Source organism: Pantoea sp. X-Soil-TKNS-1211, from assembly GCF_059730495.1.
In genome coordinates, this window is record NZ_AP035957.1 from 94,612 (window position 1) to 120,893 (window position 26,282).

The window sequence follows — 26,282 nt, forward strand, 5'->3', positions numbered from 1 at the left end:
CGGCCATCACTCATCAGGCCAGCGCCAGGCGGGTACGTCCAGGATGTCCTGCCCTTGGATCTTCGTTTGCCCTAACTCTTTTTCCAACTGAATAATGTGACATTCAGGGTCGCGCATCAGCGCATTAACCAGCCGGTTCGCGTGCGATATCACCCAAAGTTGCGTATGTTGGGATGCCTGAAGGATCAATCGTGCCAGTGCGGGCAGCAGGTCCGGGTGTAGGCTGGTTTCCGGCTCGTTTAGTACCATAAGCTCCGGTGGGCGAGGCGTTAGCAATGCGGCCACCCAGAGAATAAATCGCAAGGTGCCGTCGGACAATTCGGCGGCAGAAAGGGGGCGCAGCAGCCCCTTTTGGTAAAAGGCGATCGCGCTGCGTCCCTCGCTATGATGGATGACTTCCAGCCGACTTCCGGGAAATGCGTCGTTAATTGCATGGGCAAGGGCGTGGCGATCGCCGGTTTCCATAATGGTCTGCAATGCCGATGCCAGGTCTCTCCCGTCATGGTGCAGCACCGGAGTTCGCGTCAGCAGTTGTGACTGGCGAGCTGGCGCGTCTTTATCGGTACGGAAATGGTCGTAGAAGCGCCAGTTACGGATCATTTCGCGGACCTGGAAGACTTCAGGGGCGGTGGTGGGGTCGGCCAGTTGGTCAAACATGCTGCCATAGACCGGCACATGCTGTGCGGCGACTTGCCATTGTCGGTCCGCGCGAACTTTAAGCATGTTGCCTTTTCGCTCAACTAACGAGGAAGCAGGGCGGTAGTACGGACCATTAAAAATCACCTCCCTCTTAATCTCAGGATCGAAGGCAAAGGCTGATGAACTTGGTGTTGGCAGACCCAATGTGATGGCATAGCCGAAATGGTCACTGGCAAAACCCAGCTTCAGCCGCACGACATTATGACGTGGCCCCCCTTCAATCGGTACATCTCCACGCTTCATGGCGCGTGACAGGCTTTCCGGCCCCGCCCAATAGGTTGATGTCAATCCACCTTCTTCCGCCAGGGAGTTAATCACGCCTTCTTGTGCCGTCTCGGCAAGCAGACGCAACGCCTTGTAGAGATTCGATTTTCCGCTGCCATTTTCTCCCGTTATCACATTCAAGCGTCCTAACGGTAGGGTGAGATCGCAGATAGAGCGATAATTCGCGATTGAGAAACAGGTTAACATAGGCGTGATCTCTCCCTTGACTGGCCTGGGGCTGAAGCAGCAACGGCAAAACAGCAGATTAACCTCTGGGTAGCCATTGTCGAGAGTATTTTGGTGAGTTATTGGGCAGTTTTGTTTCTGTTTAAGCAGATATCACCTGCTTCAATCCAGAACCTCATTGCTTAGCGGATGAAGTAGCAACAAATGACGGAAAATTCCCGGCGATGAATAAACCTAACATGATGATAAATTTCGGATTCGAACCAACATTTCAATTTGAAATTCCCGTAAACAATAAGGATTTGATTCCACATCACCTCGAGTGATTGTTCGATTTTCAACAGAAAAAAAAAGTCGCCCCGAAGGGCGACCATTGTGGGCACAACGTTTGGTGATTTTCTGTTATTTGTAGAGTTCAGCCGTCATATGAACACGGTTATTGGTATTTGCTTCGGTAATTTTGTACTGTGCGCCTTGCTGTTGTGCCTGCGCGGCGATTTTAGCTTCTGCACCGTCCAGAGTGGAGGCGGTGACGGATACGCTCTGCGCAAAGCTTGCGGCAGACATCAGTGAAAGAGCAGCAACGGCAGCGATTGATAATGCTTTGATAGTTTTCATGGTCTTATTCCTTGGTTTGTTTGGTGGGAAGCGATGTGCTTCCGATGAAACAAATGATAACCATTGTTATTATTGCCATGTTAACAATAAGTGCTGGTATTGTGATCATGCTAACTATCACGGTGATAGGCGTAAACAATGAACACGCCACCGCTCCGCAAGCTAAAGGGCAGAATCCTTTGTTGGGGTTGCGGCAGGCCAATGATGTTCCTGGGATAATTTCGCGCAGGAGCGAAAGGTGGATGGCTTCATATTCTGCCATTTTATAAAAGCTCTGCTGAACGCTTGCTGCGATCCAAAACCGTGCCGTAAGGCGATCGCAGCAATACTTTCCTGGCCTTCTGTCAGATCTTTGGCTGCCCTTTCAAGACGACGCAAGCGGACGTAAGCCAGGATAGAGATCCGATTTACCTGCTTGAACATATGCTGGATATGCCATCTGGAGTAGCCTGAACGCGCAGCAACGTCGTCAATGCTGTGCACGGCATGCAGATTCAAGTCAATCCAGTGCGTCAGATCTTCAATTATTTGTTCTCTGTGAGGCAAAATCTGTTTTCCCGTTTTTAGTGCGTCAGCGAAATGATAATGCCTTTCAGCATAAAAGTAATCGATTACTTTTATGCTGAAACTAACCAAAAGGCCCAGAGTCAGGCTGGCGGGTTGATGATTAGCCGGTTTTGTTCAGGTCGTTTTAATCCTGGTTATTGGTTCTGCACGATGCTAACGACCATCATCCCTGGATACACACAGCTGATAATCACATTTCTTATAAAGGCGAGGTTTTTCAGGTATTCAACCAGCGGTCCGGGAGATATCCGCTCCTGCGCCTGCTTACGGCGTAGCAGGTTGCCACTGCGGGGGGATTCCTATTGACGGGCATCTGCGGGTGCGACTCCATTCCATGGCGTTAATCGATTTTCCAGGGAATCATACCCTCCATATTACGTGATTGAAAAGACATCTACGACGCTGGCGCACTGGGATAGAAGCTGCGCCGGTTGTCCTCATGCATTTCAGAAATCATTGATCAATGACCAGGTATCTCTTATTTAAAAAATAAGGTGGGATATAATTATCCCAGCCCTGGCAATAGCAGTATTGCAGTAAGCTTGAAGTATTCAGAACGCCCGCTTTTTGACAGCAACGTATTATCCGGTTTCTCAACGTAAAGGTGCTAATGCCAAGAATGTCTGACATTATATGCTGTTTAACCGAGCAGAATAATAACAGGATAACCTCCCACTCACGGTCTGTAAAAAAATCTGACGGCTTAGCGAACACCAACGATCTCCGACTGGAGTGTGTAATAAAAGTCGAGAAGTAAACGTTCGCTAGCTCAATATAACTACAAATGATTCCGGGAGAGCCATCCTTGAAACACCAGCGGCGTTTTTCGACTCTGTACGCTTTCAGTTCACCATTATTACCATAATTAAATATTTTTACGACAATACTCATTCTACCTGTGTGGGTGATTTTCTGATCGTCAAGTATGATGCTTTCATAAACGCTATCAATATCATTTATCAGGTCCCTGTCTGAACAGCCATTGATTCTCTCTGGAGGAAGGTTGAAGTACTTGCAGGCTCTGTCATTTGCATAGACGTATCGGGATGAACTGTCTTTCACAGCCCATCCCAGCAATGAGTTTTTAAAGTAAAATTCCATTTTCTCAACCAGTTATAACGATGTGGCCTTTTTTAAGAAAAAACTGGGGTATATAATTATCAAATCTGTTGGTTCTACAAAAATCGACTAAGGCTACTGACGAATTTACACCGGTTTTTCTGAACGAGCTTCGCAGTCTCCCATTGACGGCATCAACGGAAATGCCAAGCACATTACTTATCTCTTTCAGGCTGAGATTACACAGCAATAAATACATCACCTCCCACTCTTTTTCGGTAAAAAGTTCGGATGGGGTCTGAAAAGTGGCATGTTGATTCAACTTTCCATTCAACAATGAAGTGGGGGTGAGAATATTCACATGTCTGACGCTGATTACGGTGCCTATACACAAGCCATTTTCGTTATAAAGTGGTTCCTGTATATTATAAACAGGTTGCATTATTTTTTCCCGACCCTGTATATGCGTCGTTATTGCTCTTAAAACCGTTCCTGTACTCTCTACAAATCTTTCCTGTTGCTCGAATATATCTGCGAATTCAGCGACAGGTACGGGTACATCATGAATCTTCAGACCCTCATAATCATAAGAAGTGGAGATTGTTTGCCAGATCTTAAATGCTTTGTTGACATAGACAAACTTTGAACTTCTGTCTTTGATGGCCCAACCTACCACCGTGTCATTCTCAAACATCTGAATCAAATTCTGAGGTAATGATAATGTCTTCATAAAGCCTGTCTCTCCATTGACTAATACTACATAAAAATAACCCTACATAAATTTGACCCTGCCTGAAGTCAACCTTTCATATCTGAATTAAAACAGCATACTTTCAGTCGGCAAATGCATCACCAGGGAAATACTAGTAAAAATATAAAATAAAGGAAGTGATCTTCGCCCATATCTGACCCGGGAATGGGCTTTTTTTTAAATGTAATAATTATTCATGTTATCCATTGTCAATAAAGGAGAGCATACACCCACGAAGTAACCATTATTGGTTAAGTAATCCCCTGGCAATATTATCAATACGTTCAGGGGACGTAGGTTTTGCAATGACCGATAACGCCATCCTTACCGGATTTCCTTCATCCTGGCATTAAACGTTCGGGGATTCATCCTCAGTAGCTCAGCCGCTTTGGTACCACTATTCGTCACTTTTTGTGCTGCGATGAACAGTCTGCGTTCCCATTCAGCTAGCAGCTCCGAAGCATATACAACGTTGCCTTTGTCCTGCATTTCGCGCAGGTAGATGGAACAACGCGCAATGGTGGGCAACTCATCCTGCAATGACTCAGGCGAACCCGTGTGAGAGTGACTGTCACCCGATTCTTCACTTCTCAGGGTAGCAAGCTCTGCATTGACGAGGTCGCGACTGACCGAAAGCAGGCGTCCACTTTGCAGGCCACCCACCAGCAAGCGTCTTGCCAGTCTTTCCAGATCACGGTAATTGCCGTCGAGGCGCATAGACTTTAGTGCCTGAACAATATGATGCTGATGCGGACGAAATTGCTCCCTGTAGTCACCGGCGAGTGATGCGTGGCGATCGTGCTTGACGGCGCGTTCCGGCTCGTGCTCCGCCAATTCTTCACAGGCCCGTCGCACCACTGATTTCCAGATATTCTCCAAATCCTCGCGGCACTCGCGTAAGTCAGGTAGCTCAATGATCAGCTCTGAGATGCGATCGAGAAAATCTGCCGCCAGTGCTTCTTTTAATTCGCTGCGTGATCGGTTGGTGGCAGCAATCAGGCGGAAGTTAGCTTTGATGCTCTCTCCACCGCCAATCTTGCGGAAACTTCCGTTACGTTGCAGTGCCAGCAGCAATGCGCCCTGAGCCTGGGGGTCCATCCAGTGGATTTCGTCCAGAAAGACACAGTCGCCTGCCGCTTGTTCCAACAGGCCAATAGAATCTTTCAGGGCCGTGCTGTGAGAGCCTTTGACATAACCGAACAGGGTGCTGCGAAAGATGGTCGGATCGCCCTGAAACTCGGCACAGTTGATCTTGTACTGCCAGTCTGTTTTCGCTTTCACCTTCCAGTCGAGATATTTCTGGCGCAGGCTGTTCGCAATGTGTGTTTTGCCGGTCCCGCGGTTACCAATAATCAGTACCGGAAACGGTACGCTGCCGTAGCGCTGTACCAACTCGGCAACTTTGCGCAATTTTTCCGAGCGAGCCTGGGCGATAGTCCACTCTTCATCAGCAATGTCGTGATCATCGCTTTTCGCGATTTCGGCGAGGAGGTTCCAGTTAACCTCCTGCATCACCTCTTCGGTTTTTCGCTTATCTTTGGGGATCCCCTGATAAGCAAGGACATTATCACCGACGATCCTCGCCTGAAGCGCTAACAGCATCACGGTTTGCGCGGCAGGTGTGCCTGGGCTTAGATTGACGATAATTTGTGCTTTAGCATGGTTACGCCGAATTTGTGCCAACGCGCGTGCCGTGAAACGAAACAGTTCTTTATGATCTGTCGGTGAGGCATCCGTGTCCCAGTAAACCATCTCGACATCAGGACCGTTTTGTCTTTTTATCTCACTCTCAAGTTCACTGGCGACGTCGACTTCGGCGCTATGAACCCGACGGCCTCCCGCTTCAGCTGTCTCCGTTCGGCGTACCAGCATGTAATGCTTTTTTATCTGACCGGCAACAGGCGATTTCGGGTTAAGAAGGAACTCAAGCGTGGGGCCAGCTTCGCGTTCCCCCTCGTGGCGAATGTAGCCGCCATCCCTCTCACGGCGGTAGGGATCGTTATTGAAGGAAACCCACGATACGCTGATTTTTTCAGGATTCATGAACGCGGTCCTTTTTTATTGCCTGTTGATTGTTGTACCGGGGCATCGGCCAAATGTAGCTTCAGCATACTTTCAGCCAGCCAGCCCCTATTACGCGCATTGCCATTGCTGAGGTGTTGTTGCAAACGCACCACGTCAATGCGCCGCCTGGCGTCGTCCACGTTAATATGTAAAACCAACCCGTCGGCACTGCGCAGTAGCTGCTGTCCGGATATTTCCATCAGTTCAACAGGATGATGTCGGAGAGAGTGGATCAACGGCTCAGTACGCGTTTTTGCTGGCAGCCTCAGCTCCCACTCACCGGGTAAAGCGATAGGGAATCCGGCATCGACCAGTTGGCGCACGGAGGGTGAAATCAGGGGGGTGTGGGTCCGACGCTGCATGACGTTAGTGGTCCAGCGGCTTACCGCGGCCGCTACGCCGCTATCTTCAACCACCACACCCACTTCAATGCCGTCATACCAGCCATGTCTGGCATCCAGATTACCGGTCCAAAGCAACACGCATTGGTTGTCGGCAACGATGGATTTGGTATGCGTGCGTCTGTGCCCATAAAGGTGCACTTGTTTGGGCGCGAGTCTGTACAACCAGTTCAGGCAGAGACGTTGGGCTTCAATGTGATTTCTTGGCTGCACTAATAAGTTAATGATGACGCCGCGTTCAACGGCCCGCTGCAAGGCGGCGCCTATCGGGTGATCTTCCATGCCCATGAAACTGTAAGTTGCAATCGTCAGGTGGTTGCTGGCCCGATCGATGACGTCAACGGCGCAATCCAGCAGCGAGGTTTCACTCTTCCGGAGCGTTGCCGCCGGGCGGCTGTTGTTGGCAGCGACCAGAGGACGCCATGGCACATTCTTCAGGGGCGGTAGTGAGTGGACATCGAGCCTTACACCGGGCAGAGATTCGAGGGAGGTCAGGTGTTGCCAGATATGGGCGAACAGGCGACCAAATTCACGTGCTACCAACGGTTGATGCAGGGTAAGGCCGTCTTCCGGATTGATTTCGTAGGCTTCTTTGGTTGAGTTAGCCGAGGTGATGATGGCACAGGTGTCATCGGTCACGCAGAACTTGGCGTGGCAGTCCTCGGCGCTGCGCAACCAGGTCCCGGCTTGGGCCAGCCGTCGCAAGTGTTCTTCATGTCTTTTGGCGCGTTCCTGCAGTCTGGCCGTCTGCGTATCTATTTCGTCGTCCAGTTCCAGCACTTCCGCACGCAAATGCTTGCCCAGTGCCGTCAAAATATATACGCCGCCGTGCAGGCGCTCAGCGGCCTCGCAAAGTGCCTGCACGATCTCGTCGTCAGCAAACAGGAAGCTACAGAACATCACTTTATGTCTGGCTGCCTGAATCTGGGCGATAAGCTCAGCACGGATGTGCGCCGTTTTACTGAGATCGTCGGTGGCCCGATGTACGATGTCGCCACGGCCAGTGTCCTGAACCTGATAACCGCTGCCAGCCCCCGGTGACTTGTCGGGCATAAACAGAACACCCTTCATCCGTTGCTGACCCAGGTAAATGGTGGCATCGCTGGTTTTCGCGTGATCGGGATATTGCACGTTATCAACCATGTTTAATTCTCCTGCTCAGCATAAGGGGTGACGAGATCACGTTGCAGCCGGCGCATGCACAACGCCGCACGCAGCTCTGGCTGAGACCATAAGTGAATGGCGGCCTCGTCTGCTGATGGCAGGTTTTGCTGCCAGCTCCAGTATCCGGCCAGATGGTCGCTCATGGCTGCACAGGTTGCGTCGAAGTCTTTGCGTAGTGCCGCATCACTGCGCTGGAGGAAAGCGAAGAAAGCCTGATGTGCCGCATGGTTATCCAATGGGGTAGGGTGAATGCGCAAACCTGCGTGCCAATGCTCGTGCATCGCCTGCATCCAGCCATCTGCCGGTCGGTCACTTTTACCGCTCAGGTTGATTAACATCTGAGCTTCACATGCCAGTTCATAGGCACCGTCGTTACGCAATCGGGTACTGCCCGGCAGTGGCAGATGACTATTGATGGCGGTCAGCAGGCGTCCAGGATGCACAAAATCAGCCTCGATCAGTTTACTGGCGTCAAGTTGTGGACAGTCCTGCAGCCGTGTTCCTTGTTGCAGAAAGCTGCGCCAGTAAAGTTCGGTGCTTGAAGGGAAGGCCGCAAGTACCAGTTTCACTGCCAGAGGTTGTAGCTTACCTCCTGCACGATGGGTAGCTTTCCGCACTTCCCACTGTGAACCTGGCGCAATCTGTTGCAGTTGACCACTGATGCCAGGCAGGCTTGCCGCGATACCGCAGGCTTCCAGACGCTGCGTGGCGGGTAAAGATAAAATATTGTCGAGCGAGCGTAACGACTTCGGTACGTCTTCCGGCGGCAAAGGGCGTTGACGTTTAAATGCCGTATTGCGTTGCTGCTTCTCATCTTCGACGTTGATGAACAACAGAGGCTCAGCCAGGAACAACAACCGTGCCTTGCGTGTGCGCTGCTGCAGCATCGTACCACGCCGCAAGGCTTCCCCTCCGGTATGGCTTAACTGGCAGAGCGGGGTGGTTGGGGCAGGTGAGTTGTGTAATTTACGTGCCTGCGTCTGCTGTTTTTCTGGCTGCTGGGTTGCCGTTGTCCCATGACCAAAAAGGGAGCGGGAAGCCATAAATTGCCGGAGGAATTCCTGCATACCGCCCACGTTTTTCACTGGAGGGATAGCATGCTGCTGCAATAAATTATCACCCAGCAAACGTCTGACTATCGCTTCAGATACCACCTCTCCCAGCCCAAGATATTCATCGACCAGGCGTGGTGATACCTCCCCAAGAGACTGCGCCAGTGCTAATACGGCCCAGTCTGCCGCACGGAGTCTGCTTTCTTCTGTGAATTCCAGCGCCGCGAATTCAACTTCATACAGCGGCAGCTCCTGAGCCAGTATCGCGGTCGGGTGGCCGGGAGATCCGGCGCGACTCAGGGCGACGGCAATCGCATGAAAATTAAAGGCGCTCATTGCTCACCTCCCAGGGCATGACCCCATTTTTTCTTCTGCTCACTGCCCTCATACAGGGAGACCAGGAGATCGCCGGGATCGCGCGGACGGCCGCCTTCCTGGCCAGCCAGGGTGGTCGAATCGCCGATGACGATACGCTTGTGGCGCGCGCGCGTGACAGCAACATTCAGACGGTTAAGGTTATCGACGTGACCCCGATAGCCTTTGGGATTGCTACGCGTGGTGCACAGGATCACCAGATCCTTCTCCCGCCCCTGGAATCGGTCAACGATGCTGACATGAATATCTATAGCGGCATTGTTTGCGGCGGGAATGGCCCATTGTCGCCGCCATGGATCATTACCCGCACTGACCTTCAGGCGGCGAAAAATTGCCTCACGTAACTGACGTGCTTGCTCAAGGTAGAAACAGACGACGCCGATCTCGAACGGTGCATCGGAACTGTTTCCTTTTTTGCGTGGGTCACCATGCCAGCTATGGACTGCCCAGTTGGCACAGGTCTCCACCAGTTCTATGGCAACATCGATTTCGAGCGGATTGGTATAGTTACCGCCGCGCCAGTGCTGATCGCGCGGCAATTCGTAACGCCGTTTGGCGGGCTGATACGCCGTATCCAGCCAGATAGAGGGTGCCTGCAGGCCGGGAATATCCAGCCCCAGCTTACGGGTGCTGCCTGCTGACGGGTAATCATTGCCATAGACTAATTGGCTGGAAAACGCGGCCAGCTCCGGCGCCATACGGTGCTGATAGTTGAGCTTAACCACCCGGCTGGACGGCAAATTGGACAAATGTTCAAACACGCTTGGCAACGCCAGCCTCTGCAATTCAAGCAATTCAGCCCCGAGGCGCAGCGCCGACTTTTTGGCATTCACGTCATCATGGCTGGTTGCAGGACCTTTCGATGCAACTCGCCATTTTTCAGGTTCAGCCCCCAACAACACGAACTCTTCACGTGCTGCGTCATCGATGTTGAAGGGTTGGCAAAGTACCTTAACCAGTTGACGCCAGGCACGCACCTGACGCTCAGGATCCGGGTGCATACGGATATCAAAATGCTGGCGTAACTGGCTGCTGACCTCGCGTATCCATGCAGGGTCATCCAGGTCGAAACTGGCTCGCCTGGCACGTTCCGACACCACCGCTTCCAGCTCACCTAAATCGACATAGGGTGGAAGTTGGTAATGGTCGCCGACCAGAATCCATTTGCGGGCGCGTGCTGCGGGGACGAGGAAATCGGTAATCGTCGCCTTACTGGCCTCATCCATAATCATGACATCGAAAACTGCCTCAACATCACGGAATTCACGTGCCATAGCAATGCCAATCGGCGTCGCACAAAGGAGGTTGGCATTGAGCAGCAGCATCGCGCCGACTTCGTCATCATTCTGGATTCGTTCGGCCCATTTTTGCTGAATCTGGGTGACGGGGTCCTGCTCACGTCCTTCTCTGGCCGCCTGGAGGAGGTTGTGCGAAAGCTGGTGAGATAGATCACGGCTGCGGTGATGCAGCAGGAATGGCTGAGCCTGTGCCTCGACATTTTCAGCCGATCCCAAACGGATCGCCGTCACACCGGGGGTGCGGCCCACTCTTTCCAACACATTGTCCAGCGCAACGTGTGTGGGGGCGACCAGCAATACCCGCTTACCGGCCTGTGCCAGTGCCTGGATAATCCTGCAAATGACCGTGGTCTTGCCGGTACCCGGTGGCCCCTGGATGAGGGCGATATCCGGCGTGTTCAGGGCAAGTTCACTGGCTTGCAACTGGCGTACTTCTTCATGATTGTCTGAAGACGAACCGGGAGGTGCGATTTTTTGCAGTCCTTCAGGTTGTGTGAGTGCTTCAAGCAGATGTTCATAGGATGCATCTTTGCCCATCGCGATGGCATCGAGCGCTTCACGCATGCGCTTAAAGGCGTCGTCACCCGGTTTAAGGCGCAATTCGCCTTTCTCTGGCACTTCTGCGCGTTGGTCCATAAAGGTGGTTGATAGAACTTCTCCGTCATCGCTAATGTCGTCGAATGTCAGAGTCAGCATTCTGCCGCTGCTGGACGATAGTTGCAGCCGGGTTCCCGGACGGGTAAAGCTGCGTGGCCACACGTCGGAATCAAGGGGGCGTAACCGGACTGGGGTTTGATCTACCAGCTCGTACCGCGCGCGCGGCGTTGAGGATTCGGCATAGTTGCGTAGCGCTTCCAGATAACGGCGCACATTACTAATAAAGGTGCGGTGCGTTTCAGATTCGCGTTCCGCATCACGTGGATCAATACAGGCACGTAAGCGTGTCTGTGCGGCCACCATCTGGCAGAAGGCCGAGAGATCGAAACCAAATTGGTTACCGTGCGCGAAACTGGCGACCAGCAGAAGTGCGATTGAGGGGGGCTTGATACGAAATGCCGTGAAAACGCGCAGGCTCTGGCCATCGCGAGCCGGACTACAGGCAAACGCAATTCGTGTGGTCGCCAGTACCAGGCAAAAATCATTCTCCTGCAACTTGCCTTCACTTGCCTGCATCAGAATGTGATTAGCGGGTTCGTGAAAAGCCGGTGCCTTAAATTTCCCGTCGATGCCCTTGGTCTGAAACCAGGTCCAGACATCACGTTGGTTAAAGTCATCTACTGCCGTAACAAAGTCCAGTGTCGGGTCTATCTTCCTGATGAGTTCTGGCACTTTGGGTGAAAAGGTAAGGGGAATCGCGATATCGACTTTTAGGGTTCCCGCCAGGCCAAGACGTGTCTGGCCTGCAATGCGTGGAAGGGGGATGTCCAGGCGTTCTGCCAGACGAGCAATACGTTGAATGAGCATACAAGGATCTTCTTTATTCAGTTCATTAAGAGCCTTACAGATAGCAATTAACGATCCAGAAATTTAATTATTTAAAATCATCGAGTTACAAAATCAACTTTCTCTCCTTCAGATGTTATCGGCCAATTACGGGCAATTTTTAGCTGAATTATTCAATGAGCAGAAAATTTCCTAATATCGGCAAAATTTCGCTCATCTTCTGATGTAGCCTGACAGTGTATTTTTATAACTAATTGAATTTATGCAATAAAAAATTATGGCACGGTTCTGGCAATGGATTGTTTGCAACCCACAAAAATCAGGAGCTGACATGAATCGCACCAATCATGGCGAAATTCGCCAACAACAACGTGGCATCCCATCCGTCATCGTTGACCTCGTTTTGCAGTACGGCAGAAGTGAATACGACCACCGTGGTGGCATCGTGAACTACCTCGATCGCCGCTGCCGTAAAGACATTGAGGCAAATATGGGGCGAGATTTTATGAAACGTCACAGCGATCAAATGAACGTCTATGTCGTTCAGAGCGCTATTGATGGCTGTGTCATTACCTGTGGGCATCGCTATGCCCGAATTAACCGTAACTAAGCAAATTAACCTCGGAATATTGAAAATTATGAATAACCCAATGAAGAAGAAATACCGTGTTCAGGGCGCTGAGATTGCACATCTGACTCAAGCACTGAATATCAACAACCTTACGGGTATCACTGAGTTGATGAAACTGGTTGAAAGTGTCGAGTCAATTAATCTGAGCAAGGCAGCGATGTCTCTTGATAAGCGTGCAGGTTTCATTTTCGAAGAGATGCACGCCGGTACTTTTAACGCTGCTGCACGCAAAGCCGGAGACTTCAGCACCACCGCGTTGACCGGCAGCAACGGCGGGTTCGCCTGTGACCCGCGTGTCGATATTCGTGTGGTACAAAGCGGCAAAGTGGTGGCTGAAGCCCAGGCAAAATGCTGTGGCAGCGCAGCGCGTAGCGCAGTTTCCAGTGCCAAACCGCAGTATGCAGGTACGCAGCGCATTGTGCCCGACGACCAGGCATCAAGTGCACGTGACTTGCTGGCTAAATCAGCCAAAGCAAAAGCCACTTCGACAAATCAGAGAATGCAGGAGCTTGGTGCCAATCGTCAGGAGGCGGCAGCAAAGATTACCGGGAAGTTGCAAGCCGCAGGTCATGAGAGCAAAGCGGTGACACATGCTGAAGCCCAGGCTCTGGCGTCGGGAGACACGTCCAGCATTACGCGCGTGATCGTGTCTGAAACCATAACCTCGGCGGCGACGGGTGCGGCGAAGTCTGGCCTGATGGTCAGTGCTGCAACCAGTGCTGCGTCCGGATTATGCAAAGTGGTCAAAGGTGAGATGTCTGCCGGGGAGGCGGTGAAGGATGTGGTGGTCAACGGTGTCAGTGGCGCAGCACGCAGTGCCGCGACGGCAGTGGTTGCTGAAGGCGTAAAAGCGGCAGTGTCCAGCACACTGTCTTCGGGTATTGCGAAGGCGTTTGTTGCCGGTTCTGGCCCATTAGCCGTAGCAGGATGTGCGGCCGAACTGGTTACGGATGCCTGCAAGGGCGAACTTACGGTCGAGAAGGCCGCACGCAGTGCTACCCGAGCCGCAGGTGGCTGGGCCGGTGCCGAAGGTGGGGCGTTGATTGGTAGCGCGATTTGTCCAGGGGTAGGGACGGTGATTGGCGCGGTTCTGGGTGGTATTGGCGGGTCATTATTAGGCGGATTATGGTAGGCCTAAAGCCGTAATTATTCATAAAACAGCATTTTTAAACTATCGATAATGCTTTCTGGTGCGATCAGGGCTGGTGGGATTGATTTGCTCTTTTGCAGGGCAGGCAACTCTGCAAATTGTTGGTCAAAAGAGCGGTGTTTTTTGAAAATAAACTCGGTTATAACCGGTTTGTCAGCGTTATCCACCCGCCCTTAAGCATTAAAAAAATATTGGTTAAATAAGCATGAAAAAAATCTCTGATTACTCCAGAGCGGATTCGCTCGTTTTGAATTCTGTCGCCCTGTCTGATGAGCGACACATGGTTAACCATGGAAAGGGAGCTTCACGTTTTGAAGACTGCCAGCTCACTAATGTACAGATTGATATTAAAGATGAGGTCAACAGCACCAGTTCCCTGAACATCTTAAATACTGAAATGATGGATTGCACCGTATTGACGGCAGGGGCCTTGCATTACCGCAAGGCACGCCTATCCGCTACACGGATGACCTCGGCCACAGAAATCAATATAGAAAATTCAATGTTACGTCAGTGCTTTATCCGTCTGCAACCTGGCTGCGGCTTACGCATGCTGAACAATGATATTGATGGCCTAAACCTTGAAGGACTCGACAGCTTCAGCCACGCATTTGTGCTTAAAGGGCTGTTCACCGGGAGCCGCTTTGCCCGACTGCTGGTAGCAAACGGTCATTTTCAGGCAATTTTTTACCGTAGTCATTTTCGCAATGGGTTGTTCAGGCACAGCGAACTCAACGCCACGGTGTTTAATCGATGTGTACTTGAGGATGTGCGTTTCCACGATAGTACTTTCACTGACACTACCTTTTCATATTGTCATCTACAAAATGGGCATCTGGAATTCGTCAGATGTAATTTTACCAACGTACGTTTTATCGGTATTCAACTCAGCCAGTGCCGTTTTGTTAATTGCTTTGGCATTCATCCGCGCATGTTCAGTTAGCCACAGTGTTAAAGCATTTCTGTTTGTGGACGATTAATAAAGGATCAGGATGCGATTTCTTTTGTGCATAAAGGATAAAATGAAAAACGACACCATTTTTAATGATTACACCGAGCTGAATCTATCCGGAAAATTGCTGGTTGTGCAGACGGTGGCAGGCAACGAACATCTCCACATCGATCCGCTAACCGGGAGAGGAACCACCGGAATCTGGACCATTGGTGCCAGGCATACTTTTTCTCACGTGGTGTTGCGCGTACAAGAGGATGATATCTGGCGCGTCTATGTTGCCAGATTTGTTGAAATGGAGACGGTCGCCGGAAGAAAACCACGGGGTAATAATCGCCGCGTTCACTTTGCAGACTGCGTTAGCCGTGGGGTATCGACGGTGATACTGTCTGAATTTTGTCGGACCCTGACCACGAAAGGGGCATGGGTCATTGAAAACGATGCGGAAACCCGCGAAGAGGGCGATGAATTCAGTGCTTCTTTGCCCGAGGAAAAGCGCGAAGGAAAAGCCATCACGGTGAAGAGTCGCCCGACGCAGAGGGAATTTTCGCGACAAGTATTTAATAACTGCGGCGGTGTTTGCCTGGTGACAGGGAGTAAAATCCAGGCGCGGTGTGAGGCTGCCCATATTATTCCGCATAAGGATCAAGGCGTCGATCACTACAGTAATGGTTTATGGTTGCGGCGCGATATTCATGCACTTTTTGATGCTTTTCTTTGTGGCATTGACCCTGAGACCCTGACCATTCATTTTTGTAAAAACACACTGAAACATGACCGTGATTTGGTCATTTTTGACCAGAAGCCACTTGGGAAGACGGTTTACCCCATGAGCAAAGCGTGTTTGAGTGAACACTGGAATATGTTTACCAGACGGCAAACGTGCAAGGAAAGTTGAGATAAAAACGCGGTGGGCTGATAATTAAAACACGTGGCGATTCAAAATAATCAATTTTTTATAGTCTGAGCTAATACAATCTTCTTGGGCTCGGATATGAACGCACACCCGAACCCACCCACTGATCTACAAACATGACTTTACCGTCTCAGCTGGCGATAAAAACGTAGTTATAAGGTCAGGCAGATAGCTTCTAAAACGTTCGAAGGTACATATCGGGGTCTGATTCCATCGACCTCAGGTTATACACAATTACCCGCAAACGATCAGATCAGGATACTGGCATCCTTTGATGCTGCTACTGGCAATACATTCCTGACTTTCAGTCAGAAAAAGAATCTAAAAAGAATAAGAAGATGTTCAGCAGCATTAGTTCGGTTGATCAATGGCTGGCAAGTGCACACCAATATAGTATTGGTGTGCACATGACAGGAATCAGGAGTGTATGAAGGCTAAACATGTGTGGTGTTCACGGGGGACTGATTGATGGACATAATGACTGCTTTTGAGTTCATTACAGCAGGAGCTGGGAGGGAAGAATATGCCCTTCTTTTTTAGTTACAACAAACAACATTATTAGTGTTGATAAGAGGAGTACTCAACCACAATGCCCCTCTCAACCAAAACCGTGCGAACTTCTGACATGAGACCGCATGAACCCACTGCAAAGCGCAGCCGCCCCGGCCCATTGGGCCGGAACAGCGTTGTGTTGAAAATGGATGTTGTAATTAGCATTCTTGCTGCTGTGAGATGTACGGCTGTAAAATGGAATAACACACCCGTAAGCGGCGCTTACAGCCCCGACCGGCTTTGCCTTGTCGGGACCATTCCGACGGCGCACATGTGTTTCTGTTTCGCTTTAAGCCCGTATCGCTTTGCAGGGAAAAGAGAGATTGGTGAAATATGTCAGGGCGGAGACGGCTACGCCAGGGCATAGTGCAGTTTACTATTGAACTCATCTTCAGCTACAGTCGGCACCTCTATGCCACCATACGACATTTACAATCATTTTTATTCTGGTTAAATTTACGGTCATAACAGATAAGAAGAACAATGGATTTGGTATCCGTCCATTTCTTTTGTTTGTGGAATTCTTTGAACGGGTATGTTGAGAAGGATGAGCCGACAGAAGGTCGATTACGGGGTCGCTTTCTGTTATACCTGTTGCGTTACCCAAAGCATTTTAAGGATGAAAGGCAATGAGAGTAAGTGAAGAAGCACTGCTGCGCTCCGGCTTCAGCCCCTCAGACCTGCGGAAAGTCAAAAATAACCTCGAAAGCTACGGCGGCACCCTTGGTGATGCCATTCAGGATCTGTCCAGGCGCTTCATAATCACTATGATCGTGGTTCTGTGTTGTATTGCCGTCTTTATTTTTCTGCTTTTTTTCGGTTCCAGCGAGGCCGTGTTTTCCGGAGGGATTGCGCTTCTTTGCGGTATTGCGGTTGCCATTTTTGTACAACCGCCGGTGTTGTCTTATAAGTCCTGGCGATACCAGAGAACGAACAGGAATTAGCGACTTTGCTGATCGGTAGTGAGAAGGTCAAAAATCACTTTCGCTTTGACGCCATAATCCACGATTTTCATCGTTAATTTTGGTCTGCTCATGGTGTCAACTTTCCGGTAATAGTCACGGGGAAGCCACGGAACAGACGCCAGGCGCCGGGTTTTCTTGCCAGCCCGAAAACACTGTAAACACTGGCGCTCAATGTTGCTGCATTATAGAACGCCAGCCCTGTGTTAGCACTGAATCCCATGAACTGCGCAGCTTCCATTGCCCCGTCTGCAAAGATGCCTTCTGAATGTGACTCTTTGCCGTAACGAAGATGGCTGGCTTCCTTTGATATGCCGTTAACGCCGTCTATAAACAGTGTGGCACCGGCCAGCATACCAATGGGTGTCATGGATGAAATCATAATCATCCCACCGAACATAGCTACGCCGGATAAAACAATATGAACGGCAGAAATGACGTAACCGACAATTCTGTTATTTTCCCGGATAAACTCAACTTTAGCGATGAGCTTTGCGGTCTGCATCCGTAGCAAGCGATCCTGTTCACGAAGGTTCTCAGTCTCTTCCCGCAGGTTTTTTATGCAAGAGATACAGTCTTCATCAGTTTTGGCCTGACGTGCAGCAGCAAATTGTTTCTCAACAACATCCCTGATCTCCTGAACAAACTGAAGCCGCGTAAGGCTATCGCGTAGATGAAAACCTGAGATCACATTAGCGGCTTCAACCAGCTTTCTCGCCTCCAGATTGACCATAGTTTCGGCCCATGCCCGGTTCCGGCCATCTGAACGCATCATTGAAAGTAAGGCAGCATCCATTTTCACTCTCCCTGTAGTTTTTACCGTTCAAAAGATAATAAACCATTCTCTCCATGTGTAAACCATACACTGGACAGGTAGTGAGAAGATTTCGACGCGCAGGATAGTCACTTTATTGTTCATTATTTTTATTCCTGCCACAGGCATAGAAAATGCAACTGGGACAAATACCTCCGGCTGCTTGCTAAAATAAAGCAGACTACCTAAGCGCTGGAACTGTGATCAAAGAATTGTCACCTTTCAACATTTGATTTCCCATGAGTATAAAATAAAAAACGAACAGATTAACCCAATGCCTGATTAGATACTGTCCTGTAAGCAGTCTATTTTATCGTAATGTATTTATCTGCACCTACAGCATACTTTATCGGAAGTGGCGTACGCTGGTCTGGCGCAGAACCATTCAAAGACATGAAATGAATAAGATATGTTCCAGGAGTTTGTAGCGTATGAACATAAGATAACGAATAGCTTTCACTTGCACCAATATCAATCCAGCCAAGAGCCACTCTGTGCGGCGAACCGGGATAACGACCAGTGTTTAGATTTACAGGTTTTTGAAAAGAGGGATGTCCGTCATTGAATATGACCGGAACCAGTGACAGGGACTCATTATCTAAATCAACACGCGCTTCTCTGTTCCCATGATTGGACAGAATAACATTAATCTGAAGCAGGTGCTGACCATCAGCAAGTGGTTCAAGAATCGTTTCAAGTTTGGTTTCAATATGTGGCGTTTGCTCTGTTTTTAGTGCCAATTCTTTTAGCGTATAGTCAGTAACTTTCTTCTCTTGTTTGACATACAATGCCGAATAACATGCCCATGCGCCAACAAATATAGCAGCTATACTCATGAGCACGTTGTTCATAATTTGGCTTCGATGAAGATTAATTTCAGTTTTAGACAATCTATCCGTCATATATCACCCCGTCCTTTGGAAGAAATAAAAGTTCTGTAGGTCAAATTTAGAGTATAAAGGGAATCTGACTAAAATTAAATAACAGCATAAGCAACAACGTGGATCCTGTCCTTCACTGGAATTTTTTTTGTATCCAGAACGATTTGTTTCGTCTGACCTGTGCCATCGAAACTGCCAAAGAAATGCACTGGGTCTATCGATTACTCAGCGATAAAGAGTGGACCGGTCGCCACGCTGTCATAATCAATCCTGCCGTTAATGGTATCTATCTCTCCCGCACGGTTCTCGATGTCGCCTTCAATAATGATGGAATGCAGATTGCCCCTCTGACGGCAAAACTCACAGGGAACATTCCTGCACTGGAGAAACTGCTTAATCGTTGTCACTGGAATGTTTCAGCCAGTAGCGGTGACAACGGATCTTCTGTGTTCAGCCTGATCGCTCAAACTGATGCACGGGATCCACAAAAACCGCCATATTCACCTGAACAGGATATGTATTCTCATATCCCGATGAGTGAACGATATATTTAGAAAACATCAGGAAACGGGCAGGCGGGAACTCATCTTAGAGTCATACGTCTGGATCATCAATTCTGGAAATTAGGTCTGCTCTCTGATTACGGATATTCCCCACAGCTCGACTCACCGGATACCATGCAAATTCAGATTCTGGGAGACCTTCATGAGAAACCATCTCACCTGCGCGTTGCGAACTGGTTTCCGGGCTGAGCCACTCTCTCAATGACTGGCTCGAGAGGACCAACGGTCGCCGATCATGAATATCAACCAATCCCCGGTTACTGCTCTCCGTCAAAATGACAAAACCTTCGTGGCCATGATCGTTATTGAAAGGTGCCTTGCCGATAGCGGAAAAATAATGGCTGACTATTTTTGTGACAGATGAACCAGGGCTGTTTTCTGTGCCCCGGACCTATGCAGTCAGATCCCCAAGACTGTGCGAAGTTTCTTCAGCGCCGCCTGGTGTTTATCTGCTGACATCTTTTCGAGGTTTTGCTGTTTCCATCTCACTGCGGGAAGCCTGTCGATACCCTCAAGCCCCAACAAAACCCAGTCAGGTTGCCGCGTTTTAAAGCTCAGCAGGAACTGGCGCTCAGAGTTGGTTAACGAGGCGTTGACTTGCTCTATCAGTATCTTGCGGGAGGTTTCCAGTTCAGCCAGCGGAACATCAACTTCCGCCATATGACGAAACTCCCCTTCATATATAGCGCTGATGTCTTTCAATTGTGGCTGTAACAGTTCCGCAATCGGGCGTGGGTGGCTGATGATGTACACCAGCAACGCCTTACGCAGTTCTTCTGTGAGCCCTTCATTATCAAGAAGGAATTTGACATCAAAGAGATCCCTGGGATGCTGGCGATCCAGCGCTGCACAGATTTTGCCAGCATAAAGGTCCGGAAACGCCACTACAGACATCTCAGCATAACCAAACTCCTCTTCCACCACTTCACTGACCGCCATCATGGCGCTGTCATAAACTGTCCCACGTAACACAGGCGAAAGCTCAATCTTTATCATAACACCGTCACGATCGACCGTCAGACGCAGGGCATCCTTTTTATCTTCATAGGACCTGGCGACTTTACTGCCGGGCAGCACTTTTACGGCATCAGTTGCAATCTCATCTAACGCCGTTTTGATCGCAAGCAATGACTCTGCTCGCGCCATAACCGGTAAAAAGACTAAATCGATATCAACCGATAAACGGGGCAGATCACGGATAAACAGGTTAATCGCCGTTCCGCCTTTTAAGGCAAAACAGTCGTGTCTGGCAATCACCGGTACCAGTTGCAAAAGAAACTGAACCTGCTGGTAGTAAATATTGGTTCTATCCATAAATAATCACATCCCCCTGGGTACGGTAATATTCCATGTTTTATCCAGGCGGCCATCCCGGGCGAGTTCGCGTTTACCGGACCCAAAATCATAGTCCTGAGGCGTCAGATGCTTCAGCCACGCATGCTGGTACCGCTGGGCTAACCACATAAACAGCCTCTTTGATTTGATGCTGGTACTCGCGCGCATAACAACATCGAGCTTGCGCGGTGAGAGCGTTGAAAGCCCCTGCATAAGTTGATCAACATGCTCAAAGCTAACCGCTTTGGGCACATCAGCCAGTATCTCGATAATGGCTTTCTCCGGTGCCGAATAGCGCACGGGGGGCAGGAATTCACGCCAGTGATCCTCGCGGAAAAGTTTTTTATCTGTCATGAGCGTATCTGGCCACAGCTGACGTGTCCCATGCCACTGGAAATGCCCGATTCCACTATCGAGTTTATCCAGCCACGCGGGCAAATGTACGGCTGAATAAAGATGAACTGACGTCAGCGTTCCCCGCTCCTGATAATGGGCCAGCCCCTCAATATTGAGGGCCGTAAGCCCACCGACAAGGACGGGGAACTCCGCCATCCGCTGTAGCGAGGCGACTACACCTTTCCAGTTGAGTTTAGCTTCATCCCGTGCATACAAGCCGGGATGAAGAACCCTGAGCAAACGTCCTTTCACCGCATTATCGATAAAATGCAGACTCAGCCCCTGCTGCTGCAACCATGACTTTGTGGCTATCAGATCAGCAGGCAGCAACGCTTTCAGCTTTTGCCTGCTTTCATTATTCAGCATCAAATGCACCGGTTTACAAAACAATGGATTTGCGGCAATTATTGCCGTGAATTGCATAACAGTCAAACTAAGCATATTTTCTGGTTTGTTTTTATTCAAAATCACGGCGATAATTGCCGTGGATTAAATAAATGATAAACCATAGACCAACTGGCATGATGCTGATTATTGCGGAAAACGATATAAATATTGTAGTCAGATGAAGTTATCGTCATCGAATCATGAGCATGAGGGTGATATTTGCAATTCCACATAATCAGCAGAATGGGCAACCACGTAGCTCCTCAGGACCGAAACTCCCTCTACGAACTGGTCTGGAGTGAGCCACTGGCAGAAATAGCAGCCAGATACAAAACGCGGGAAGACACAATTATTTTCCACTGTATTGACCTTCAGATACCGCGACCTATGAAGGGTTACTGGAAAGCGAAGGAAAAAGGGAATGCTCCGGCTCCACCGCCACTGCGACCAATGAACACTGCCAGAAACAGAGTCAGCACGATATCGGCCCAGGATTCAACTTCGGGCAAAATACCTGATGAGAAAGATAACACCGCACATTCAAATCGTAGGGTACGAAAATCTGTCGTAACAGTGGTCAACGGTGCATCCCTGTTGAACGATGTGAAGACTATTTTTCATTCAGCTCCTGTAACACATATCGGCCATTTTAAACCCACCACACGCAAACTGCTTGACCTGAATGTATCCGATCACAGTCTTGAATCGGCGCTTACAGGATGACCTGTGTTACATACACCGTTACCTCAATCCTGTTATGGTCAGGGCTGTTAATACCTGTTAAGGCATGATGGATACGCTCGCGGATAACCCTGCCACTAACTCAATGCCTGCAGGCAAGGTGTCTAACTGGATGCGCACCGGTACCCGTTGAGCCAGCCGAACCCAGCTAAAGGTGGGATTGACATCAGGTAACCCAAGCCCGCCAGTCTCATCGTTGCTGTCATCAATCCCCCGCCCGATACTCTCCACATGGCCCGTGATCAGCGGATCAAAACCCATCAGCGAAATCTGCGCGGTTTTCCCGACGCGGATATGACGCAGTTTCGTCTCTTCAAAATAGCCTACCACCCAGAAACTGTGCGCATCGACAATGGCGACTTTTGTCTCTCCCGCAGTGGCATAGTCACCGGGGCGAAGACGGAGATGCGTGACATAGCCATCCACCGGTGATCTCACGGTGGCATGCGCTAAATTAAGCTGCGCCAGTTCCAGCGCGGTCAGTGCACCCTGATAATTGGCCGCCGCGATGCTTGCCGCACTGCCTGTTTGCTGGATGTCCTCACTGGAAATCACCCCTTTGATCAGCGCCCGTCGCCTGGCCGCATCCTGGCGCATCAGCATCTCATGACGTTTTGCCTCAACATCAGCCTGTGCACTCAGCACGGCCAGCTTCAGCCAGTGCGGATCGATGGCGTAGAGAACATCGCCACGGTTAACCCACTGGTTATCGCGGACCGCCACGCGGCTCACCGGCCCGGAAACATCCGGTGCAATCTGCACCACATCCGCACGAACCCGCCCATCGCGTGTCCAGGGTGTCTGCGCATAGTGTTTCCAGAAAATAAAGGCCACGAGTGTCGCCACAGCCACTGCACTTAACGTCAGCGCATAGCGACCCAGCAAAGAGAGTAAAGATTTCATGCAAATAATCCCAGAGTGGTCAGGCCCTGCTCAAGCAGGAAAAAACTAATGATAAAGGTTGAAAAATCAATCAACGGGCGAAAGGGCAAACGGCGGTAAAGCCTGCTGAAAGAGAAAATTGGTACGAGTGATAACGTACAGATCAGCGCGATGAGCGCAGTCACCAGCAGGCCGGGGACAAAAACACCCCCGATATTGATGTCATTTATCATTTGTGGGTTCCTCGTCCTGCGTTCGTAACGCGCAGTGCAGATCAACCAGTTTGTCGACTAACTGGCGTGATGGTTCATCAGTGGCGGGCAAGCAGAGATCGGTTATCGCAGCGATGCGCTCGCGTAAGGCTTCTGTCTCCGTACAGCGGGTAAGGTCATAAAGGATGGCGTTGATGCCACGACCTGAGGGCATGTCGCAGCGGCGAAGATACATCACACTAAGGCCAACGCGCAGAAAGTGCATCAGGTGAACAAGTGCCCGAGCAGATGACGGCCTGCTACGCGGCATGCGTGGCAGCAGCAGGGCAGCCCGATCAATCATCAGGTTGGTCCAGTACGTTTCATCGCCTTTAAAAACGCCGTTCACGCTCCGGCGGATATCACGCTGGCAAAGTTTCAGCAGGCGGTTTATTGCCGCGTCGGCTTGCACGGTTTGCAGCAGGCTCATGCTAAAGACCGCAAAACCGGTTGCGAAAAATAACGCGATGGCGGTGTTAGCCGCATCGGCGAAGTTGCCGCTGTAGTGCGCACCCAACTCGCACAATACGGGCAGCGTCAACGTTATTCCCATCGCCATAAACGTGGTGGGCGGCCGTGCCTGGAGTGACCCGGCAAGCAGGTAGACCGGAGCAAGCACGGCAACCAGTACGGGAAAATCGTTGAGCTGGGGAAGCAGGACAAAACTATAGATGAAACTTATCAATACGCCCCAGAAGGAGCCGATAATGTATTTCACAATATGGGGTGCAGGTGTGTCGAAACTGCCAAACAGCGTGCAACAAACCCCAAGAATGGAGACCGCCGTACCGCCATCTGACCATGCTGAGTCAATCCATATCAGACAGCCACTCAGGATGATGACAAACGCGCCCAGTGCCGTGCGGACTGCACTCAGAGGATCGCGATGAAAAACATACCCTTTCGCCGCGCTATCTTCCGCCCGTATGGGCGCGGGTTTCGCGTGAAATATAGCCTGCGAAAGGCGCTCACACTGGTGAATAAGGCTAATCAACTCCGCTATGTAGCCTAAGACGTTCACCCTCAGGGCGTCCTTAAAGGTCAGTGCACGCACCGCACGCTCCTGTAGTAACAGGGTGCTACGTTTTTGTAGGGCACCTGCGATGCTTTTGCGTTTCCCGGCATTGTCGCAAGTGAGCCAAGCCTGAACATCATCCAGCAGCGTCTGTATATCGGCGGGCATATCCGTGATCACCTGCAAGCGATCGCGTAATTCACCGTTCACGATGACTAATCGTGCCAGCCTGTCATGGAGTGCTTTTCTGGCCTGCCGGACCGGAACTGAAAGGGCAAAATCATACGGGATGTGGTGGCTGATGCCCTGCAGGAATTGCAGTGCCAGCGCGAGGTGCAAGGGGGCTGAAACCGCATCAGACTTGCCCGCCAGGGTATCGGCAATACGCTGTCGCGCCGCGTGTAGTGTCTGCGTCAATTTGCTGTTGAACAGGCCGGATATCCGACTGGGCAGAATGTACCGGTGAATCAGCGCGGCGCAGACGATGCCGATCGTTATTTCCTGCACCCGTATGATAGCAATGTTAAACACCGAGCCAGGGTCGGATACGGCGGGAAAGCCAATCAGGCTTGCGGTGTAACCGGCCAGCACAAAGGCATAGGCGCGGGGAGTGCGTTCTAGCAGGGATAACCAAAGGCAGAATGTGATCCAGCCTGTCAGCATCACGCTGCATAAAATGGGCATATTCACAAACATGGGCACGATCAGCACCGTTGCCCCCGCGCCAACCACCGTGCCTGCAAGACGATAGAGACTCCTGCTCAGCGAGGCCCCCACCGACGTTTGCGAAACGATATAGACGGTGATAATGGCCCAGGAGGGTCGTTCAAGACCAATCGACAGGGCGATGTAATAGGCGAGCATCGCTGCGGCAAAACTCCTGACGGAATAGAGCAGGGCGTGGGCATCGCTCAGTAGCATGGGAGTTATTATGCGGCCTGACCAGCGGCGTATCGCGTGCCAAAAGGGGATGATTGTATTCATGCCGAGAATTATTCCCGGTTTGCGCACGTCACTAAATACTCTATTCTGTCAAAAAATATCTAAATGTTGCCAATAATATGACATCCCGACTTGCCAATACGTTGTTTGATCCCGACAGCACGTCGAGCCCGGCAGTCGCTCGTCATATCGATTTCGTCGATTACGCAGCCGAAGTGCCGGTTCATACGCACCGTAAAGGGCAGTTGATTATTGCTCTGTATGGGGCGGTCATTTGTCGTGCGGCAAACGATATCTGGATTGTGCCACCCGATTGCGCGGTGTGGATCCCAGGTGGAGTTCCTCATAGCGCCAAAGCGACCTGGAATGCTCACCTTAACTATCTGTTTATTGAACCCGGTGCTGCCGCACTGCCGGATAAATGCTGCACGCTGGCAATTTCACCGCTGATTAAAGAATTAGTTGATCGCTTAACGAATGAAGACGTTGATTACACACCACAGAGTCATGTTGGCAGGCTGACCAGAGTGACGCTCGATGAACTCGTGACCATGCCGCAGCAGAAATTGAGCCTGCCGGTCTCTGCTAACCCTAAAATTCGCGCGATGGCCGATGCGTTGGTCAGCAATCCAGGCGATCGGAGCACATTCAAAGTCTGGGCAAAGCGACTGGCACTCAGCGAGCGCTCGTTAGCGCGCTTAATGCTGCGTGACACCGGTCTGACCTTCGGTCGCTGGCGTCAGCAACTGCACTTGATTATTGCCCTGCGGGAGCTGGCAAGTGGTGTGTCGGTACAAAACGTGGCAGCAAACCTGGGGTATGAGTCGGTTAACGCGTTTATCACCATGTTCAGAAAAACCATGGGCAGTACGCCAGCGCACTATTTTGCTGTTCGCAAAACGGCAGATTCATAGACTTGATACAGTGTGCGGCTCTTGATTTACGCGTGGGCAAGAAGCGGGCAAGCTTAC

Annotated in this window: 26 protein-coding genes and 1 pseudogene; 8 read left to right on the forward strand and 19 right to left on the reverse strand. The window is 50.5% G+C overall.

Annotation, left to right across the window (positions count from 1 at the left end):
- Positions 1-6: 6 nt before the first annotated feature.
- On the reverse strand, positions 7-1,170 hold the full coding sequence (locus AC6I8W_RS27085; RefSeq protein WP_497839643.1) for an AAA family ATPase: 1,164 nt from the start codon (positions 1,168-1,170) through the stop codon (positions 7-9).
- Between the two features lie 381 nt (positions 1,171-1,551).
- Complete coding sequence (locus AC6I8W_RS27090) at positions 1,552-1,767, reverse strand: YdgH/BhsA/McbA-like domain containing protein (RefSeq protein WP_497839644.1); 216 nt, start codon at positions 1,765-1,767, stop codon at positions 1,552-1,554.
- A gap of 44 nt (positions 1,768-1,811) precedes the next feature.
- Between AC6I8W_RS27090 and AC6I8W_RS27095 the strand changes: the two genes are divergently transcribed.
- Positions 1,812-2,036: a hypothetical protein gene (locus tag AC6I8W_RS27095; RefSeq protein WP_497839724.1), complete on the forward strand. Its 225-nt coding sequence runs from the start codon at positions 1,812-1,814 to the stop codon at positions 2,034-2,036.
- On the opposite strand, the gene AC6I8W_RS27100 is transcribed toward AC6I8W_RS27095, so the two are convergent.
- The 7 genes from AC6I8W_RS27100 to AC6I8W_RS27130 form a co-directional block, all read right to left on the reverse strand.
- On the reverse strand, positions 1,930-2,190 hold the full coding sequence (locus AC6I8W_RS27100; RefSeq protein WP_497839707.1) for a helix-turn-helix transcriptional regulator: 261 nt from the start codon (positions 2,188-2,190) through the stop codon (positions 1,930-1,932). The genes AC6I8W_RS27095 and AC6I8W_RS27100 overlap by 107 nt on opposite strands.
- 597 nt (positions 2,191-2,787) lie before the next feature.
- Positions 2,788-3,435, reverse strand: coding sequence for a PAS domain-containing protein (locus tag AC6I8W_RS27105; RefSeq protein WP_497839645.1), 648 nt, complete (start codon positions 3,433-3,435; stop codon positions 2,788-2,790).
- 4 nt (positions 3,436-3,439) lie between these two features.
- Positions 3,440-4,123, reverse strand: coding sequence for a helix-turn-helix transcriptional regulator (locus tag AC6I8W_RS27110; protein ID WP_497839646.1), 684 nt, complete (start codon positions 4,121-4,123; stop codon positions 3,440-3,442).
- Between the two features lie 345 nt (positions 4,124-4,468).
- Positions 4,469-6,187 (reverse strand): sigma 54-interacting transcriptional regulator, encoded by a 1,719-nt coding sequence (locus tag AC6I8W_RS27115; protein ID WP_497839647.1) that lies wholly within the window; start codon positions 6,185-6,187, stop codon positions 4,469-4,471.
- Positions 6,184-7,752 (reverse strand): phospholipase D-like domain-containing protein, encoded by a 1,569-nt coding sequence (locus AC6I8W_RS27120; RefSeq protein WP_497839648.1) that lies wholly within the window; start codon positions 7,750-7,752, stop codon positions 6,184-6,186. Before AC6I8W_RS27120 ends, AC6I8W_RS27115 begins: the two co-directional genes overlap by 4 nt.
- Positions 7,753-7,754: 2 nt before the next feature.
- Positions 7,755-9,161, reverse strand: coding sequence for a hypothetical protein (locus AC6I8W_RS27125; protein ID WP_497839649.1), 1,407 nt, complete (start codon positions 9,159-9,161; stop codon positions 7,755-7,757).
- Positions 9,158-11,962: an AAA domain-containing protein gene (locus AC6I8W_RS27130; protein ID WP_497839650.1), complete on the reverse strand. Its 2,805-nt coding sequence runs from the start codon at positions 11,960-11,962 to the stop codon at positions 9,158-9,160. The genes AC6I8W_RS27125 and AC6I8W_RS27130 overlap by 4 nt, the downstream gene beginning before the upstream one ends.
- 310 nt (positions 11,963-12,272) lie before the next feature.
- On the opposite strand from AC6I8W_RS27130, the gene AC6I8W_RS27135 reads away from it, so the two are divergent.
- Both AC6I8W_RS27135 and AC6I8W_RS27140 read left to right on the forward strand, forming a co-directional pair.
- Positions 12,273-12,551 (forward strand): hypothetical protein, encoded by a 279-nt coding sequence (locus AC6I8W_RS27135; RefSeq protein WP_497839651.1) that lies wholly within the window; start codon positions 12,273-12,275, stop codon positions 12,549-12,551.
- 40 nt (positions 12,552-12,591) lie between these two features.
- Complete coding sequence (locus AC6I8W_RS27140) at positions 12,592-13,704, forward strand: glycine zipper domain-containing protein (RefSeq protein ID WP_497839652.1); 1,113 nt, start codon at positions 12,592-12,594, stop codon at positions 13,702-13,704.
- 14 nt (positions 13,705-13,718) lie between these two features.
- Here AC6I8W_RS27140 and AC6I8W_RS27145 read toward each other — a convergent pair whose 3' ends face one another.
- Positions 13,719-13,889, reverse strand: coding sequence for a hypothetical protein (locus tag AC6I8W_RS27145; protein WP_497839653.1), 171 nt, complete (start codon positions 13,887-13,889; stop codon positions 13,719-13,721).
- Between the two features lie 38 nt (positions 13,890-13,927).
- Here AC6I8W_RS27145 and AC6I8W_RS27150 point away from each other — a divergent pair, with 38 nt between their 5' ends.
- The 3 genes from AC6I8W_RS27150 (at position 13,928) to AC6I8W_RS27160 (ending at position 17,086) form a co-directional block, all read left to right on the forward strand.
- Positions 13,928-14,665, forward strand: a complete 738-nt coding sequence (locus tag AC6I8W_RS27150; protein WP_497839654.1) for a pentapeptide repeat-containing protein — start codon at positions 13,928-13,930, stop codon at positions 14,663-14,665.
- A 79-nt stretch (positions 14,666-14,744) separates the two neighbouring features.
- Positions 14,745-15,572 (forward strand): HNH endonuclease, encoded by an 828-nt coding sequence (locus AC6I8W_RS27155; protein WP_497839655.1) that lies wholly within the window; start codon positions 14,745-14,747, stop codon positions 15,570-15,572.
- Between the two features lie 1,199 nt (positions 15,573-16,771).
- Complete coding sequence (locus AC6I8W_RS27160) at positions 16,772-17,086, forward strand: hypothetical protein (protein WP_497839656.1); 315 nt, start codon at positions 16,772-16,774, stop codon at positions 17,084-17,086.
- Here the strand turns inward: AC6I8W_RS27160 and AC6I8W_RS27165 are convergent.
- Both AC6I8W_RS27165 and AC6I8W_RS27170 read right to left on the reverse strand, forming a co-directional pair.
- Positions 17,083-17,900: pseudogene (locus AC6I8W_RS27165) on the reverse strand (DUF4225 domain-containing protein). The gene AC6I8W_RS27160 and the pseudogene AC6I8W_RS27165 sit on opposite strands and share 4 nt — an antisense overlap.
- Positions 17,901-18,223: 323 nt before the next feature.
- Positions 18,224-18,820: a hypothetical protein gene (locus AC6I8W_RS27170; RefSeq protein WP_497839657.1), complete on the reverse strand. Its 597-nt coding sequence runs from the start codon at positions 18,818-18,820 to the stop codon at positions 18,224-18,226.
- 98 nt (positions 18,821-18,918) lie between these two features.
- On the opposite strand from AC6I8W_RS27170, the gene AC6I8W_RS27175 reads away from it, so the two are divergent.
- Positions 18,919-19,353, forward strand: a complete 435-nt coding sequence (locus AC6I8W_RS27175) for a hypothetical protein (protein WP_497839658.1) — start codon at positions 18,919-18,921, stop codon at positions 19,351-19,353.
- A gap of 40 nt (positions 19,354-19,393) precedes the next feature.
- On the opposite strand, the gene AC6I8W_RS27180 is transcribed toward AC6I8W_RS27175, so the two are convergent.
- The 7 genes from AC6I8W_RS27180 to AC6I8W_RS27210 all read right to left on the reverse strand — a co-directional run bounded on the left by AC6I8W_RS27180 (position 19,394) and on the right by AC6I8W_RS27210 (position 25,290).
- On the reverse strand, positions 19,394-19,636 hold the full coding sequence (locus AC6I8W_RS27180; protein ID WP_497839659.1) for an SOS response-associated peptidase family protein: 243 nt from the start codon (positions 19,634-19,636) through the stop codon (positions 19,394-19,396).
- 125 nt (positions 19,637-19,761) lie between these two features.
- A complete protein-coding gene (locus AC6I8W_RS27185) occupies positions 19,762-20,676 on the reverse strand; it encodes a nucleotidyl transferase AbiEii/AbiGii toxin family protein (RefSeq protein ID WP_497839660.1) in 915 nt (304 codons plus the stop codon).
- A 6-nt stretch (positions 20,677-20,682) separates the two neighbouring features.
- Positions 20,683-21,459 (reverse strand): type IV toxin-antitoxin system AbiEi family antitoxin domain-containing protein, encoded by a 777-nt coding sequence (locus AC6I8W_RS27190; protein WP_497839708.1) that lies wholly within the window; start codon positions 21,457-21,459, stop codon positions 20,683-20,685.
- Between the two features lie 416 nt (positions 21,460-21,875).
- Positions 21,876-22,061, reverse strand: a complete 186-nt coding sequence (locus AC6I8W_RS27195; protein ID WP_497839661.1) for a hypothetical protein — start codon at positions 22,059-22,061, stop codon at positions 21,876-21,878.
- A 199-nt stretch (positions 22,062-22,260) separates the two neighbouring features.
- The gene (locus tag AC6I8W_RS27200) at positions 22,261-23,124 is read right to left on the reverse strand and encodes an efflux RND transporter periplasmic adaptor subunit (protein ID WP_497839662.1); all 864 of its coding nucleotides are present in this window, start codon (positions 23,122-23,124) and stop codon (positions 22,261-22,263) included.
- The gene (locus AC6I8W_RS27205) at positions 23,121-23,336 is read right to left on the reverse strand and encodes a DUF1656 domain-containing protein (RefSeq protein WP_497839663.1); all 216 of its coding nucleotides are present in this window, start codon (positions 23,334-23,336) and stop codon (positions 23,121-23,123) included. The genes AC6I8W_RS27200 and AC6I8W_RS27205 overlap by 4 nt, the downstream gene beginning before the upstream one ends.
- Positions 23,326-25,290 (reverse strand): FUSC family protein, encoded by a 1,965-nt coding sequence (locus tag AC6I8W_RS27210; RefSeq protein ID WP_497839709.1) that lies wholly within the window; start codon positions 25,288-25,290, stop codon positions 23,326-23,328. Before AC6I8W_RS27210 ends, AC6I8W_RS27205 begins: the two co-directional genes overlap by 11 nt.
- A 140-nt stretch (positions 25,291-25,430) precedes the next feature.
- Here AC6I8W_RS27210 and AC6I8W_RS27215 point away from each other — a divergent pair, with 140 nt between their 5' ends.
- Entirely contained in the window at positions 25,431-26,225 is a 795-nt protein-coding gene (locus tag AC6I8W_RS27215; RefSeq protein ID WP_497839664.1) for an AraC family transcriptional regulator, read from the forward strand.
- The last annotated feature ends 57 nt before the right edge of the window (positions 26,226-26,282 follow it).

Coding starts and splice junctions, on each gene's coding strand:
- AC6I8W_RS27140 (WP_497839652.1), top strand. CDS start 12,592: ATGAAGAAGAAATACCGTGTTCAGGGCGCTGAGATTGCACATCTGACT.
- AC6I8W_RS27100 (WP_497839707.1), bottom strand. CDS start 2,190: ATGTTCAAGCAGGTAAATCGGATCTCTATCCTGGCTTACGTCCGCTTG.
- AC6I8W_RS27150 (WP_497839654.1), top strand. CDS start 13,928: ATGAAAAAAATCTCTGATTACTCCAGAGCGGATTCGCTCGTTTTGAAT.
- AC6I8W_RS27170 (WP_497839657.1), bottom strand. CDS start 18,820: ATGACGGATAGATTGTCTAAAACTGAAATTAATCTTCATCGAAGCCAA.
- AC6I8W_RS27115 (WP_497839647.1), bottom strand. CDS start 6,187: ATGAATCCTGAAAAAATCAGCGTATCGTGGGTTTCCTTCAATAACGAT.
- AC6I8W_RS27090 (WP_497839644.1), bottom strand. CDS start 1,767: ATGAAAACTATCAAAGCATTATCAATCGCTGCCGTTGCTGCTCTTTCA.
- AC6I8W_RS27210 (WP_497839709.1), bottom strand. CDS start 25,290: ATGCTACTGAGCGATGCCCACGCCCTGCTCTATTCCGTCAGGAGTTTT.
- AC6I8W_RS27085 (WP_497839643.1), bottom strand. CDS start 1,170: ATGTTAACCTGTTTCTCAATCGCGAATTATCGCTCTATCTGCGATCTC.
- AC6I8W_RS27120 (WP_497839648.1), bottom strand. CDS start 7,752: ATGGTTGATAACGTGCAATATCCCGATCACGCGAAAACCAGCGATGCC.
- AC6I8W_RS27135 (WP_497839651.1), top strand. CDS start 12,273: ATGAATCGCACCAATCATGGCGAAATTCGCCAACAACAACGTGGCATC.
- AC6I8W_RS27130 (WP_497839650.1), bottom strand. CDS start 11,962: ATGCTCATTCAACGTATTGCTCGTCTGGCAGAACGCCTGGACATCCCC.
- AC6I8W_RS27095 (WP_497839724.1), top strand. CDS start 1,812: ATGAAACAAATGATAACCATTGTTATTATTGCCATGTTAACAATAAGT.
- AC6I8W_RS27215 (WP_497839664.1), top strand. CDS start 25,431: ATGACATCCCGACTTGCCAATACGTTGTTTGATCCCGACAGCACGTCG.
- AC6I8W_RS27200 (WP_497839662.1), bottom strand. CDS start 23,124: ATGAAATCTTTACTCTCTTTGCTGGGTCGCTATGCGCTGACGTTAAGT.
- AC6I8W_RS27125 (WP_497839649.1), bottom strand. CDS start 9,161: ATGAGCGCCTTTAATTTTCATGCGATTGCCGTCGCCCTGAGTCGCGCC.
- AC6I8W_RS27155 (WP_497839655.1), top strand. CDS start 14,745: ATGAAAAACGACACCATTTTTAATGATTACACCGAGCTGAATCTATCC.
- AC6I8W_RS27105 (WP_497839645.1), bottom strand. CDS start 3,435: ATGGAATTTTACTTTAAAAACTCATTGCTGGGATGGGCTGTGAAAGAC.
- AC6I8W_RS27190 (WP_497839708.1), bottom strand. CDS start 21,459: ATGCTGAATAATGAAAGCAGGCAAAAGCTGAAAGCGTTGCTGCCTGCT.
- AC6I8W_RS27110 (WP_497839646.1), bottom strand. CDS start 4,123: ATGAAGACATTATCATTACCTCAGAATTTGATTCAGATGTTTGAGAAT.
- AC6I8W_RS27160 (WP_497839656.1), top strand. CDS start 16,772: ATGAGAGTAAGTGAAGAAGCACTGCTGCGCTCCGGCTTCAGCCCCTCA.
- AC6I8W_RS27185 (WP_497839660.1), bottom strand. CDS start 20,676: ATGGATAGAACCAATATTTACTACCAGCAGGTTCAGTTTCTTTTGCAA.
- AC6I8W_RS27205 (WP_497839663.1), bottom strand. CDS start 23,336: ATGATAAATGACATCAATATCGGGGGTGTTTTTGTCCCCGGCCTGCTG.